This is a genomic window from Staphylococcus sp. NWU MK-U1 (assembly GCF_033283505.1).
GTDB lineage: Bacteria > Bacillota > Bacilli > Staphylococcales > Staphylococcaceae > Staphylococcus > Staphylococcus haemolyticus.
In genome coordinates, this window is the sequence record NZ_JAVSMG010000001.1 from 63,722 (window position 1) to 78,252 (window position 14,531).

At 33.0% G+C, this 14,531-nt stretch carries 14 protein-coding genes; 2 read left to right on the forward strand and 12 right to left on the reverse strand.

All coding sequences use genetic code 11. The annotated features are described in order from the left end of the window. Positions 1-134 precede the first annotated feature (134 nt). Together SBL16_RS00315 and SBL16_RS00320 are read left to right on the forward strand one after the other, a co-directional pair. A complete protein-coding gene (locus SBL16_RS00315; protein WP_011276122.1) occupies positions 135-746 on the forward strand; it encodes a YktB family protein in 612 nt (203 codons plus the stop codon). A gap of 349 nt (positions 747-1,095) precedes the next feature. Next, a complete protein-coding gene (locus tag SBL16_RS00320; RefSeq protein WP_053017971.1) occupies positions 1,096-2,436 on the forward strand; it encodes an Nramp family divalent metal transporter in 1,341 nt (446 codons plus the stop codon). Positions 2,437-2,493: 57 nt separating this feature from the next. Here the strand turns inward: SBL16_RS00320 and SBL16_RS00325 are convergent, their stop codons facing one another. From SBL16_RS00325 to pdhA, 12 genes are all read right to left on the reverse strand, one after another. Then, positions 2,494-2,979 (reverse strand): DUF4064 domain-containing protein, encoded by a 486-nt coding sequence (locus SBL16_RS00325; RefSeq protein WP_107613292.1) that lies wholly within the window; start codon positions 2,977-2,979, stop codon positions 2,494-2,496. Positions 2,980-3,120: 141 nt separating this feature from the next. Continuing rightward, positions 3,121-4,323, reverse strand: coding sequence for a lipoteichoic acid stability factor AuxB (gene auxB / locus SBL16_RS00330; protein WP_037535615.1), 1,203 nt, complete (start codon positions 4,321-4,323; stop codon positions 3,121-3,123). Positions 4,324-4,395: 72 nt separating this feature from the next. Further along, positions 4,396-5,469, reverse strand: coding sequence for a PotD/PotF family extracellular solute-binding protein (locus SBL16_RS00335; protein ID WP_107612288.1), 1,074 nt, complete (start codon positions 5,467-5,469; stop codon positions 4,396-4,398). Continuing rightward, positions 5,466-6,278 (reverse strand): ABC transporter permease, encoded by an 813-nt coding sequence (locus SBL16_RS00340; RefSeq protein WP_037535611.1) that lies wholly within the window; start codon positions 6,276-6,278, stop codon positions 5,466-5,468. Before SBL16_RS00340 ends, SBL16_RS00335 begins: the two co-directional genes overlap by 4 nt. A 5-nt stretch (positions 6,279-6,283) precedes the next feature. Next, positions 6,284-7,087 (reverse strand): ABC transporter permease, encoded by an 804-nt coding sequence (locus SBL16_RS00345; RefSeq protein WP_037535609.1) that lies wholly within the window; start codon positions 7,085-7,087, stop codon positions 6,284-6,286. Next, positions 7,080-8,174, reverse strand: a complete 1,095-nt coding sequence (locus tag SBL16_RS00350) for an ABC transporter ATP-binding protein (protein WP_107612287.1) — start codon at positions 8,172-8,174, stop codon at positions 7,080-7,082. The genes SBL16_RS00345 and SBL16_RS00350 overlap by 8 nt, the downstream gene beginning before the upstream one ends. A 15-nt stretch (positions 8,175-8,189) precedes the next feature. Beyond that, on the reverse strand, positions 8,190-8,729 hold the full coding sequence (locus SBL16_RS00355; protein ID WP_107612286.1) for a helix-turn-helix domain-containing protein: 540 nt from the start codon (positions 8,727-8,729) through the stop codon (positions 8,190-8,192). Between the two features lie 170 nt (positions 8,730-8,899). Further along, the gene (locus SBL16_RS00360; protein ID WP_107612285.1) at positions 8,900-9,172 is read right to left on the reverse strand and encodes a UPF0223 family protein; all 273 of its coding nucleotides are present in this window, start codon (positions 9,170-9,172) and stop codon (positions 8,900-8,902) included. Positions 9,173-9,360: 188 nt separating this feature from the next. Beyond that, complete coding sequence (gene lpdA, locus SBL16_RS00365; RefSeq protein WP_011276132.1) at positions 9,361-10,767, reverse strand: dihydrolipoyl dehydrogenase; 1,407 nt, start codon at positions 10,765-10,767, stop codon at positions 9,361-9,363. Between the two features lie 3 nt (positions 10,768-10,770). Continuing rightward, entirely contained in the window at positions 10,771-12,072 is a 1,302-nt protein-coding gene (locus tag SBL16_RS00370; protein ID WP_011276133.1) for a dihydrolipoamide acetyltransferase family protein, read from the reverse strand. Between the two features lie 202 nt (positions 12,073-12,274). After that, complete coding sequence (locus SBL16_RS00375; protein ID WP_011276134.1) at positions 12,275-13,252, reverse strand: alpha-ketoacid dehydrogenase subunit beta; 978 nt, start codon at positions 13,250-13,252, stop codon at positions 12,275-12,277. 3 nt (positions 13,253-13,255) lie between these two features. Further along, positions 13,256-14,368 (reverse strand): pyruvate dehydrogenase (acetyl-transferring) E1 component subunit alpha, encoded by a 1,113-nt coding sequence (pdhA, locus tag SBL16_RS00380; RefSeq protein ID WP_011276135.1) that lies wholly within the window; start codon positions 14,366-14,368, stop codon positions 13,256-13,258. Positions 14,369-14,531 lie beyond the last annotated feature (163 nt).

Consider the following 14,531-nt stretch of genomic DNA (forward strand, 5'->3'; position numbering starts at 1 on the left):
ATTATCTATACATCATTGTATACCTTATAATTGTGAGTTTAAACGCTTGAAACCTTAATTCTGCTTTTGGAATGATTGAGTCATTCTGTGCTACAATAACTTTAAATTAATTATTCTGAAAAGGAGCAACGCTAATGACACAATATACATTTAAACCTAAAGATTTCAAAGCGTTTGAAGTTGAAGGCCTAGATGCTCGAATGGAAGCATTAAATGAATATGTAAGACCTCAACTTAATCAACTAGGAGACTATTTTAGTGAATATTTCACTTCTCAAACTGGAGAAACTTTTTATGCACATGTTGCAAAACATGCTCGTAGAAGTGTAAATCCTCCTGTAGATACATGGGTAGCTTTTGCTCCAAATAAACGTGGATATAAGATGCTACCTCATTTCCAAATTGGTTTATTTAAAGACCATTTATTTTTAATGTTCGGTGTTATGCATGAAGGTAAAGATAAAGCTGAACGTGTAAAAGTGTTTGATAAACACTTTGATGTGCTTAAACAATTGCCTGAGGACTATCAAGTGAGTTTAGACCACATGAAACCTGAAAAATCCTACATTAAAGATTTAAGTGACGATGAATTACATAAAGCAATTGATCGTGTTAAGAATGTTAAGAAAGGAGAGTTTTTCGTTGCACGCTCCCTCTCTCCTAAAGATGCTGAATTAAAATCTGATAAAGCCTTCCTATCTTTCGTAAAAGAAACTTTTGATGAATTTTTAAAATTCTATGAATAAATAAAACATTTAATTCAATATGAGTTGTAAACTATGTTTACCTTTGTAAGAGCCTGGGCCATAATTCAATGACTCAGGCTACAAATATATTTTGGCAGTAGTTGACTGATTTAAAAATGCACTTGTAACAAGCTTTTTTAATTCGATTCAACCTTGCCGGGCTGAGCCGGGCCCCAACAAAGAAAATTTCAAAATAAGAAATTCTACAAGCAGAGCAAGTTGGGGAAACAACGATATAAATTTTGGAAAATATTATTTCTGTCCCACTTTTTTTACACCCAATTTTATTAGATTGACCTAAAAATAAAGTTAGATTATTATAAAATATATTAGTTTAAGGAGTTTTTTCATGGGTGTAATAGACAACAAAGGACAACGTAGTTTAGATGAAATTAATAGCACAATCGAATTTAATGGCTCGCAACGTACTAGTCAGAAATTTTTAGCTTTTCTAGGACCAGGTTTACTTGTAGCTGTTGGTTATATGGATCCAGGAAATTGGATTACATCAATGCAAGGTGGCGCACAATTTGGTTATACTTTATTATTTGTAATTTTAATATCTAGCTTATCAGCAATGTTGTTACAAAGTATGACTGTTCGTTTAGGTATCGCTACTGATAAAGATTTAGCACAAATGACTCGTCATTATTTAAACAAACCAACTGCAATTATATTTTGGGTGATTGCTGAACTTGCAATCATTGCCACTGATATTGCTGAAGTAATCGGAAGCGCGATTGCTTTGGATTTACTTTTTAATATTCCTTTAATCATAGGTGCTTTAATAACAGTTTTTGACGTATTTTTATTACTTTTTATAATGAAATTTGGTTTTAGAAAGATTGAAGCAATCGTCGGTACTTTAATCTTTACTGTACTAATGATTTTTGTTTTTGAAGTTTACATTTCATCTCCAAATTTAATTGAAATACTAAACGGATTTGTTCCACATTATCAAATTATTGCTAATCATAGTATCTTGTATATTGCATTAGGTATTATTGGCGCTACAATTATGCCTCATAATTTATATTTGCACTCATCAATCGTGCAATCACGTAAGTATAATCGCCATAGCTTTACTGAAAAAGCCCAAGCGATTAAATTCGCAACAATTGATTCTAATATTCAATTAAGTATCGCATTTATTGTAAATTGCTTGCTACTTGTTCTAGGGGCTGCTTTGTTTTATGGCGTCAATTCAAATAGCTTAGGTGGTTTCTATGATTTATATCAAGCTTTAAGAACACAACCTGTGTTAGGTGTTGTAATGGGAAGTATAATGAGTACACTATTCGCAATAGCATTATTAGCATCCGGTCAGAATTCAACAATCACTGGTACACTCGCAGGTCAAATAGTTATGGAAGGATTCTTAAAACTTTCTATACCAAATTGGATGAGACGCTTAGTCACAAGAAGTTTGGCTGTCATACCTGTTTTAATATGTCTTGTTATTTTCCGAGGCAATGAGTCTAAAATGGAACAATTGCTAGTATTTTCACAAGTGTTCTTAAGTATTGCACTACCTTTCTCATTAATACCTCTGCAATTAGCCACAAGTAATGAAAAATTAATGGGTCCGTTTAAAAATAAAAAGTGGGTTAATATATGTGCTTGGGGTTTGATCATCATATTGAGTTTCCTAAATATTTATCTAATAATAGAAACCTTTAAAGAATTATAAAAAAATCTAACGATTTAGCATTATAAATACTAAGTCGTTAGATTTTAGTTTTATATTTTAATAAATATATGGATCATCTTTCTTACGTTCATTATATGATTTTTCAGTTTGCCATTCATCCATGTTTACTTTTGTTGATTTAGGTTTTTGTTTAGGTAGATTAGGATCCTTTTTAACAAATAATATGATTGCTACAACAATCCACAATATTCCTGCAATTAAACTCATATTAAATATACCTACTAATGCTGCGACAATTAAAAGACAACCTGCTAAAATAGGACGACCTTTAATGATTAACATACCAATAATGCCTAACAACGTTGAAAAGATTAATGTTCCCATAGAAAAAGCCATAGCAAAGTTGACCATTTCAGGTGTAACTTTAACATCTTGATTTCCAAATTGTTTTAGCATTTGTTGATATTGTTCAGTATTATTGTTATTTCTAACCATAAAGTAAGATAGTGATGACATAATTAAATAAATAATACTTAAACCACAAGCAATCCATCCAAGAATTAACTCTACTTTTCTACTCACTTTCTTAGCCTCCATTATTAAAGTATTTAATTAAATCATACTAAAATTGTAATCTGTTTGCGACTAACTTCATGAATTAAATTGTGGATATTGACACAAAAACGGTTAAGCCATATATGACTTAACCGTTTTAAATGTATATTAGTTTTTATTATCTTCTTCTTGGTTGTTGACGTCTTTCTCTGATTCGATGTCATCTTTATTCAAGATTTGTTTACGTTCTTCGTAGTTCATACGACGTTGACTAACAGCACTTGGTTGATTTTTACGACGCTCTTTCATACGTTGATTATAAGCTTTGCGCTTTTCTTTTTTCTTAGCTTTAATTTCAGCTTTTTCTCTCTTACGTTGTGCTTTTTCTTCTCTTTTATCAACTTTTGGCTCAGTATCTACTACATTTTCAGCAAAATCGTAAGACTCTTCATCACTAGTGTTATCAAATTGTGATTTTTTATTCGCCTTTTTGTTGTATTTAGCCTGTCTAGAGAGTACTCCCGTTGCTTCAACATCATCAGCATCCGATTGATACTCTCCAGTAATTGCACGTTTTGGATATTGATTATATTTATCTTCCTCAGTATCAGTTGCTAAATCTTGCTCTCCATCATTACGAATCGTTGTTTCATCGTAGTTGTTATCTCGATAATTACTATCGATATCATCATTGTAATAAGGCTTTTTACGACGTGTACGACGTTCAGATTTTTTGGTTTTACGTGGTGATTCAACATAGTCTTCATCATAATCATTATATTGATTATGATCGTCGTAATCATAGTCATCATTAATATTTCTATCAGATCCATAATAACGATCATCATATTCATCTCTAGGATAATATTGATTTTCATAGCCGTGTGATGGTCCATACATAGGCACTGTCTCGACCTTGCTCTTCCTTGCAAACATCATGATTGCAATAATAAAGAAGAAAATAGGAATAATTAATGTTACGAATAATAATACTAATGGCAATGTAATAATTGAGGCAATTAAAAACAAGAATCCAGAAAGTATTCTCATATTCATAGATATAAGTGCTAAAAATGAAATAAGCAAACACACTATGAAATAAACAATAATTGCCCATACACCATTTTGTAACCAAATTACAAATTGTGTTGTATTTAAACTATTATTTGTTAAAATTTGCTGAATTAGTTCATTACTATTCATTGAGTTTTCAAGATTTTGAATTGATGTATCATTACTAAATGACACGAGTGCAATAAACATTGTAATAACCGTCAATATAAGTAAGAAAATCCAACTAAACCAACCTAAAAGTTTTTCAGTCAGACGACTCACAGGCCGTTTGATTTGCGTGTAACGTTCTCCTGACATGTATTACAACTCCTTATTTTACTTATCAAATAATTATATCTAATTCATTATAAAATAACTACTATTTATAGTCTATTTTAAAGACATTTTAAAGTTTAAGAAACTTTCGTTATATTCTCCTAAAGTTTTAGGACCTAAATCTTTATAGACTTCTAATCGTGATTGCTCTTTTTGAGTAGGATAGAAACGATGATCATCTCTAACTTCTTTAGGTAACAACTGACGAGCCGCTTTATTAGGTGTAGCATATCCGACCCATTCTGTATTTTGCTTATTATTTTTAGCATCAAGAAGGAAATTCATAAATTTATAAGCCCCTTCTTTATTTTGAGCGGTTTTAGGAATAACCATATTATCAAACCATAGGTTAGACCCTTCTTTTGGAATAACATAATTATATTTGTCACTATCTTGCACTAAAGGAGCTGCAACACCACTCCATACTACTGCAATATTCCCCTCATTTTGTTCAAGCATCATTGTGACTTCGTCTCCAACAACGCCACGAACTTGTGGTGTAAGGTGATTCAAATCTTTCTCTGCTTCTTTTAAATGACTTGGATTTGTATCATTTAAACTATATCCTAATTTGTTCAAAGCTAATCCCATAATTTCTCGTGCACCATCAACTAATAAAATATCGTTTTTATATTTAGGCTGATATAATGCTTGCCAACTACTAAAGTCTTCATTTGGGTATACCTCTTTATTATATAAGATGCCTACAGTACCAAAGAAATAAGGTAGTGAATACTTATTATGTCTATCATATGACATGTTCATGTAATCAGAATCTAAATTTTTTATATTTGGAATTTTACTATGATCTAGTGGTTCCAATAAATTTTCACGCTTCAATTTCTGAACGGTATATTCACTAGGAAAAGCCACATCATAGTGGGTTCCACCATTTCTAATTTTAGCTTCCATGGCCTCATTAGAATCAAACGTTTCATATATAACTCGAATACCTGTTTCTTTCTCAAATTGTTTAATTAAAGCGGGGTCTATATATTCTCCCCAATTATACACGTATATCTTTTCACCAGTACTAGTATTATCCTGCGATTTAAACCAGTGACTTATACCTAAGCATATTAATCCAACGACAATTGCACCTAATATTAACTGTAAAAATTGCTTCACTGATTTACACCTCGCTTAGTTAATTGTCGTCTCTTAACTGTATGTTGTATTGCATAATAACCAACAATCCCTAATACAATAGCTGCAAATAAAATAGTTGAAATTGCATTTATTTCCATACTAATACCTTTACGTGCCATAGCGTAAACTTCTACAGATAATACACTAAAGCCATTACCGGTTACAAAGAAACTTACTGTAAAATCATCTAAAGAGTATGTTAGCGCCATAAAGAATCCACCTATAATTGAAGGCATTAAATTAGGTATTAATACACGTCCAAGTATTTGTGATTCCGTAGCACCTAAATCACGTGCAGCATTTAAAATATTATTATTCATTTCATATAACTGTGGTAACACTACGATAACTACGATAGGAATGCAAAATGCAATATGCGACGCTAACACTGTTCCAAAACCTAGTCCTAAACCAGTTAAATGCCCTATTGCTGTAAACATAATTAAAAATGAGGCACCAATCACTACATCAGACGAAACCATTAGCACATTATTAAGCGTTAATAATGTTACTTTAAATTTTTTATTTCTTAAATAATATAATGAAATGGCACCAAATGTTCCTATTATGGTAGAAATTGCAGCTGCTAATAGCGCAACTGCTACCGTATTAAAAATTACAGACATCAGACGATCATTCTGAAATAGACTTTGGTAATGTTCCAAAGTAAAATGCTCAAAATGAATCATATTTCCCGCTGAATTAAATGAATAAAACATAAGGAAAAATATCGGAATATATAATATAGCTAATAAAATGCCAATATATAATTTTCCATACCACTTCATTTAATTCACCTTCTTTCGTCCGTAGATTTCGATTTAGTAATGATTAAAATAAATGCCATAAATACAATCAAGAATATGGCGATTGTAGAACCCATACCGTAATTCTGAATAACTAGGAATTGTTCTTCAATCGATGTACCAATATTGATAACTTTATTACCTGCAATTAATCTTGTAATCATGAATAGCGATAATGCTGGAATAAATGTTACTTGAATGCCTGTCATGACACCTTCTTTAGTTAGAGGTACGATAACTTTTCTAAATGTAGTAAATGGACTAGCCCCTAAGTCACTAGAAGCTTGTAACAAATTATTTGGGATAGCTTTCATACTATTAAATATAGGTAAAATCATAAATGGTATATAAATATAGCTTGCTACTAATAAAAATGCACCCGGTGTAAATAATAGATTAGCCGAAGGTAAATGAATAAAATTTAGAAATCTATTTATTAAACCCTCATGGCTTAGTAAACCAATAAAAGCATATGTTTTAAGTAATAGATTTATCCACGTCGGAATAATTAAAATGAGCAACCACATATTTTGATTTTTTGACGAACGAATAAAATAAGCAGCAGGGTAGCTAATTAATAGAGTGATTATAGTAATTAATGCTGCATAAAAAATCGAATCCCACATCATTTTTAAATATTTCATTGATAATATTTGTTCATAGTTTGTCAAACTAAAATGACCATTTAAATCAGTGAATGAGAAATATACAAGTAAAATAACCGGCACTATTATGAATAACACCATCCATAATAAATATGGAATGATTAGTACTTTATTTATATTACGCATTGTCAAACTCCTCATAACTTTCAATACGTTTATCAAATTCCTCTTCTGTTTCACCTGGAACCATGATGTGTATTGCCTCAGGGTCAAAATAGAGTCCTACTTCGCTTCCAACTTCTGCTTTTTTAGTTGTCTGTATGACCCATTCATATCCTTTTCTATCAATGCAACAAATTTCATAATGAACGCCTCTAAATAGCATTGAATCAACAGTAGCTTTAAATAACCCTTTGTCTGCTTCTATTAATGAAATATCTTCAGGTCTAATGACGACTTCGACATTTTTGCCTGAAGGTATACCAGCATCTACACATTCAAAATCTTGACCATATATATTTACTACGAAATCCTGAACCATTTTACCCTCAACAATATTGGATTCGCCTATAAAATCAGCTACAAAACGATTGACCGGTTCATCATAAATATCTGTAGGTGTACCAAATTGTTGAATTTTACCATCTTTCATAACAAATATGTAATCACTTAGCGCTAATGCTTCTTCTTGATCGTGAGTAACAAATATGAAGGTAATTCCTAAACGTTTTTGTAATTCACGTAATTCATACTGCATTTCAGTTCTTAATTTTAAATCCAAAGCAGATAGAGATTCATCTAATAATAAAATTTCTGGCTCATTAACTATTGCTCTTGCGATAGCAACGCGTTGCTTTTGACCGCCACTCATTTCATTAATATTTCTTTGTTCATACCCTGATAATTTTACTAGTTTTAATGCATCCATTACTTTTTTATCAATATCTTTTTTGGAATGCTTTTTCAACTTTAAACCAAAAGCAATATTGTCATAAACATTCAAATGCGGAAATAAAGCATAATCTTGGAAAACAGTGTTTACCTTTCTTTTATTTGCAGGTAAATCACCTATTGATTTATTTAAATATATAATATCTCCATCATCTGGTTGTTCGAACCCAGCTATAAGTTTTAATATTGTGGTTTTACCACAACCTGAAGGACCTAGTAATGTATAAAAATGTCCTGACTCAATCTCTAAATCCATTTTGTTTAATATCGTTACATCGTCAAAACCTTTTGTCACACCTTTAAAAGATAACAATGGCTCCATTACTATACTCCCCCTTTATAAATATGATGCTGTCGCAACAATTAAAATTTCAATTTCATCGGTTGTTTCATTATGTAGTTGATGTATTTCATTAGCCCTAAAATATAAAACATCTTGTTCATTTGCCTGATATCGTGAATTTCCTAATGTAAGTGTTACACACCCTTTTAAGCAATAAATAAATGTATCTGACTCAGATGGATCAAAATGTTTATAAGACGCACCTGGTTTTAATGATAATATGAGCGGTTCCATTTCAAATTCATTAGATTTCATTACCAACCAATTAAGTACATAACCTCTATCATATTCATCATAAATAGTTCGTTCATTTTTAGTGTATAGCACTTTTTCTTTTGACTTCTCTTTAAAAAAATCACTAGGAGAAGTACCTAACACTTCTAGAATATTTAAAAATGTTGCCATACTAGGAGAAGCATGTTGACTCTCAATTTGAGATATATACCCTTTTGATAAATCTGTTCGTTCTGCTAGCTCTTCTTGCGTTAAATTCTTTTGACGTCTTAAATTACGTAATTTATTTCCAATTTGCATCGCTAATCACCTTAAAAAAGCTATACTTTGTTTAGTAATATTAAACATTTTGTTTAATGCTTAATAAAAGTAACAAAATATAGCTTTAACTTCAATACTTTTTTGAAATTAATTAAAATTAATGATGTAGATATTATGATTTTTAATAATTAACGTTAAATCGTTATAAGTTATTTTGCACTGAATGATGTTAATTCGGGATTGTTCTTTACTTCTTGTACAACTTTATAACTATTATAATTACTTTTTTCTTCAAATTCTTTAAATAATTGCTTTTCTTCTGCTTTGCCGGGAACAATTTCTTTGAATCGTTTATAATGATTCATTAAGTCTTGACCGTTAACCGAGTTTTCATAGTAATTTTCAATTTTATTAAAGAAAGCAATCACATCAACTATTTCTTCATTAGACCAATCTAAGTCTAGTGGATATTGGTATTCCATTTTATTCCTCCATTCATTGTATTAGCTATTAGTAATCTATTACCCTTTTTTGGTTAAATAATTATAAAAAAGGGGTGAAACTAAGTTCAAACATGAACTTGAGTTGCACCCCTCTTGGATGTCAAATAACCTCAATCAAATCTAATTAAAGTTATTCGATCTATATAGTTAGTCAGTTTGACTAAAAATTACATTGTGTGGATTGGCATTCCAATTGCTTTTTCAGCAGCTTCCATAGACATTTCACCTAATGTTGGGTGAGCATGTACTGTTAATGCGATATCTTCAGCATTCATACCAGCTTCAATAGCTAAACCTAATTCAGAAATGATATCTGAAGCGCCATTACCGGCAATTTGTGCACCGATAACAGTATCGTCTTCTTTAAGTGTGATAAGTTTAACGAAACCAGTTGTATCATCTAATGATAAAGCACGGCCGTTACCAGCATAAGGGAATTTAGAAGCTTTGTAGTCTAAACCTTCTTCTTTAGCTTGTGCTTCTGTGTAACCTACTTGAGCTAATTCTGGTTCAGTGAAACATACAGCTGGCATACCGATGTAGTCTACTTCTGATGCTTGACCAGAGATAGCTTCAGCAGCTACTTTAGCTTCATAACTTGCTTTATGAGCAAGTGGTAAACCAGGAACGATATCACCAATTGCATATATATTGTCTATAGAAGTACGGCTTTGTTTATCTACTTCTAATAATCCACGATCTGCGAATTTAAGTCCTAACTCTTCTAAACCTAATTCGTCTGTGTTTGGACGACGACCAACAGTTACTAATACATAATCAGCTTCGATAGTTTTTTCTTCACCTTTAGCTTCATAAGTAACTTTAACGCCATTTTCAGTTTCTTCAGCATTTTTAGCCATTGCTTCAGTAATGATTTCAACGCCTTTTTCTTTCATGCCTTTTTTAACTGGTTGAACCATTTGTTTTTCGAATCCGCCAAGAATTTCTTTAGCGCCTTCTAAAATTGTAACGTCTGAACCAAAGTTAGCAAATGCAGTACCAAGTTCTGAACCAATGTAACCGCCACCTACAACGACTAATTTACCTGGAACTTCTTGTAGGTTTAATGCACCTGTTGAATCGATAACACGTTTGCCAAATTCAAAGTTAGGAATTTCAATTGGTCTAGAACCTGTTGCGATAATAGCGTGTTTGAAATTGTAAGTTTGTGCACTTTTTTCATCCATAACGCGTAAGCTGTTATTATCAACGAAATAAGCTTCACCTTTTACAATCTCAACTTTATTACCTTTTAATAAGCCTTCAACACCACCAGTTAATTTGTTTACAACTGATTTTTTGAATTCTTGAACTTTGTCGAATTTAAGTGATACGCTTTCAGCGATAACACCTAAGTTTTCAGAGTGTTGAGCTTCTACAAAGCGGTGTGAAGCGTGTAATAATGCTTTTGAAGGAATACAACCAACGTTTAAGCATACACCACCTAAGTTACCTTTCTCAACGATAGTAACTTTTTGTCCTAATTGTGCTGCGCGAATTGCTGCAACATATCCACCAGGACCTGCTCCAATTACAATAGTATCTGTTTCAATTGGGAAATCTCCAACTACCATGTTTTACCCCTCCATTAATAATAATTCTGGATTATTTAATAAGCGTTTGATGTGATTCATAGCGTTTTGTCCAGTTGCACCATCAATTTGTCTGTGGTCAAAGCTTAATGATAAAGCTAATACTGGAGCTGCTACGATTTCACCATCTTTAACGATAGGTTTTTGAGCAATACGGCCAATACCTAAGATAGCTACTTCTGGGTGGTTGATAACTGGAGTGAACCATTGTCCACCAGCTGAACCGATATTACTGATTGTGCATGTTGCACCTTTCATTTCATCAGATGTTAATTTACCATCACGAGCTTTAACTGCTAATTCGTTGATTTCATCTGAAATTTGGAAGATTGATTTACGGTCTGCATTTTTAACTACAGGAACTAATAAGCCTCTGTCAGTATCAGCAGCAATACCAATATTCCAGTAATGTTTGTGTACAATTTCGCCAGCTTCTTCATTGAATGAAGTGTTAAGTGCTGGGTATTTTTTAAGTGCAGAAACTAATGCTTTAACAACATAAGGTAAGAAAGTTAATTTAGTACCTTGTTCAGCTGCAACTTCTTTGAATTTTTTACGGTGATCCCATAAATCTTGAACATCAATTTCATCCATTAATGTTACGTGAGGAGCAGTGTGTTTTGAGTTAACCATTGCTTTCGCAATTGCTCTACGCATTGCTGGGATTTTTTCAGTAGTTTCAGGGAAGTCTCCTTCAGGTACTGATTGAGTTTGAACTGCAGAAGTATCTTCTGATGTTGAAGCAGCTGCACTTTCATTTGATGCTGTTGCTGCTTGAGCACCGCCACCATTTAAGTGGTTATCGATATCTTCTTTAGTAATACGACCATTTTTACCTGAACCAGCTACTGCTTTGATGTTAACGCCTTTTTCACGTGCATATTTACGAACAGATGGCATAGCTTTGATTTGTCTATTTTCATCTACTTCTTCATCTTGTGAAGCTGATGCTGCTGGTGCTTCTTCAGTTTTAGCTTCTTCTTGAGCTGGTGCTTCTTCAGATGAAGCATCGTCATCGTGACCACCTTTAAATTGCATATCTTCTGCATCAGGTGCATCGATTTTGACAATAACATCACCTACAACTGCTACAGTACCTTCGTCAACTACAACTTCTTCAACAGTACCGCTAACAGGAGATGGGATTTCAACTACAGATTTGTCATTTTGAACCTCTGCTAATACATCATCTTCTTCAATTGTATCTCCGGCTTTAACAAACCATTTTACAATTTCACCTTCGTGGATACCTTCACCAATGTCGGGTAATCTAAATTCAAATGCCACGTTCTTGTCCTCCTAGATTTCTTATTCATCATTTAATAAATTTATAACATAGAGCAAGGACAGAATAATTTGAAAGCCTAAACTCAAACTATTTTGCCCTAAATCTCTAGTTTACACTTACTTATTCACACATAGAGTAAAAAGTAAACATTTTACTTACTTCCTATAAGTCTGCTTGCTAGCTAATTGATAAGCTAAAATATTAGAATTCTAAAGTTGCTTTAGCTTTTTCAATGATATCGTTTTTGTTTGGTAACCAAACATTTTCAGCTTGTGTAAATGGATATACTGTATCAGCAGCAGCCACACGAGCGATTGGTGCTTCTAATGAAAGAATAGCACGTTCAGCTAATTCAGCAGCTACAGTAGCACCAACACCAGCTTGACGTTGAGCTTCTTGAACTACTACAGCACGGCCAGTTTTTTCAACTGATGCAACTAAAGTATCGATATCGATAGGTTGTACAGTACGTAAGTCAATAACTTCAACTGAGTAACCTTCTTTTTCTAATTCTTCAGCAGCTTTTTCAGATTCTTGAACCATTGCACCGTAAGCGATTAATGTGATGTCGTTACCTTCTTTTTTTACATTAGCTTTACCGATGTCAATTGTATATTCTTCTTCAGGAACTTCTTCACGGAATGAACGATATAATTTCATATGTTCTAAATATACAACCGGGTCATTAGATCTGATTGATGAAAGTAATAAACCTTTAGCATCATATGGACCTGAAGGAATAACTACTTTAATACCAGGTGATTGAGCTAAAATACCTTCTAAGTTATCAGCGTGAAGTTCAGGAGTATGAACACCACCACCGAATGGTGCACGGATTGTAACAGGTGCTACTTTTGAACCACCTGAACGGAAACGTGTACGAGCAATTTGACCTGCAACTTCGTCAAATACTTCAAATACGAAACCAAGGAATTGGATTTCCATTACAGGACGGAAACCTTCAACAGTTAAACCAAGAGCTAAACCACCGATACCTGATTCAGCTAATGGTGTATCGAATACACGGTCTTCACCGAATTCTTTTTGTAAACCTTCAGTTACACGGAATACACCGCCGTTAACACCAACGTCTTCACCGAAAACTAATACGTTTTCGTCATTTTGCAATTCAGTTTTAAGCGCATTATTAATCGCTTGAACCATTGTCATTTGTGCCATGGCTTATTTCGACTCCTTCTCTTTGTAAATTTCATATTGTTCAGCTAAGTTTTGAGGCATATCTTCGTACATGATATCCATTAAGTCAATAACTGTTTGTTTTGGAGTATTATCAGCCTCTTTGATAGCTTTCTTGATGTCGTCTTTAGCACGTTCAATAACTTCATTTTCTTTTTCTTCGTTCCATAATCCTTTGTTTTCAAGGAATTTTCTGAAACGAACTAATGGGTCTTTTTTCTCCCAATCTGCATCTTCATCTGAAGTTCTATAACGAGTTGGGTCATCTCCAGCCATTGTATGTGGACCATAACGGTAAGTCATAGTTTCAATTAATGTTGGACCTTCACCATTAATAGCACGATCACGAGCTTCTTTAGTAGCTTGATATACAGCTAATGCATCCATACCATCAACTTGGATGCCTGGGATACCTACTGCAATAGCTTTTTGAGCTAATGAAGTTGCTGCTGTTTGTTTACTACGTGGTGTAGAAATAGCATAGTTATTGTTTTGGATAACAAAAATTGCTGGCGCTTTATAAGCAGAAGCAAAGTTGATACCTTCATAGAAGTCACCTTGTGAAGAACCGCCGTCACCAGTGTATGTGATAGCAACTGCTTTTTTACCACGTTTTTTAATACCGAATGCTACACCAGCAGTTTGAATGTATTGAGCACCGATAATGATTTGTGGACTGAATGCATTAACACCTTCAGGGAATTGATTTCCTTTGAAGTGTCCTCTTGAGAATAAGAAAGCTTCAGTTAATGGTAAACCATGCCAAATGATTTGTGGCACATCACGGTAACCAGGTAAGATGAAGTCCTCTTTTTCTAAAGCATATTGTGAAGCTAATTGAGAAGCTTCTTGTCCAGCTGTAGGCGCATAGAAACCTAAACGTCCTTGTCTGTTTAATGAAATAGAACGTTGGTCAAGAATACGTGTCCATACCATTCTTTCCATTAATTCTACTAGTTGTTCATCAGTTAAATCAGGTACTAAGTCTTCATTTACGACATTACCATCTACATCCAAAATTTGAACCATTTCAAATTTCGACTGAGTATCATTTAATACTTTTACTGCATCGAATTGGGCTTGTAACTTAGGAGCCATTCAATTCACCATACCTTTCCCATATAATAGAAATTCATTTTATCCTCTCATAGTGTACCACAATTTATTTATACTGTTAAATATTTTAGTAAAGTTCTGTATTACTAAAAAAGATACAGTTTTTTACAACTGTATCATTCCAATCAACTAATCTGTACTAATG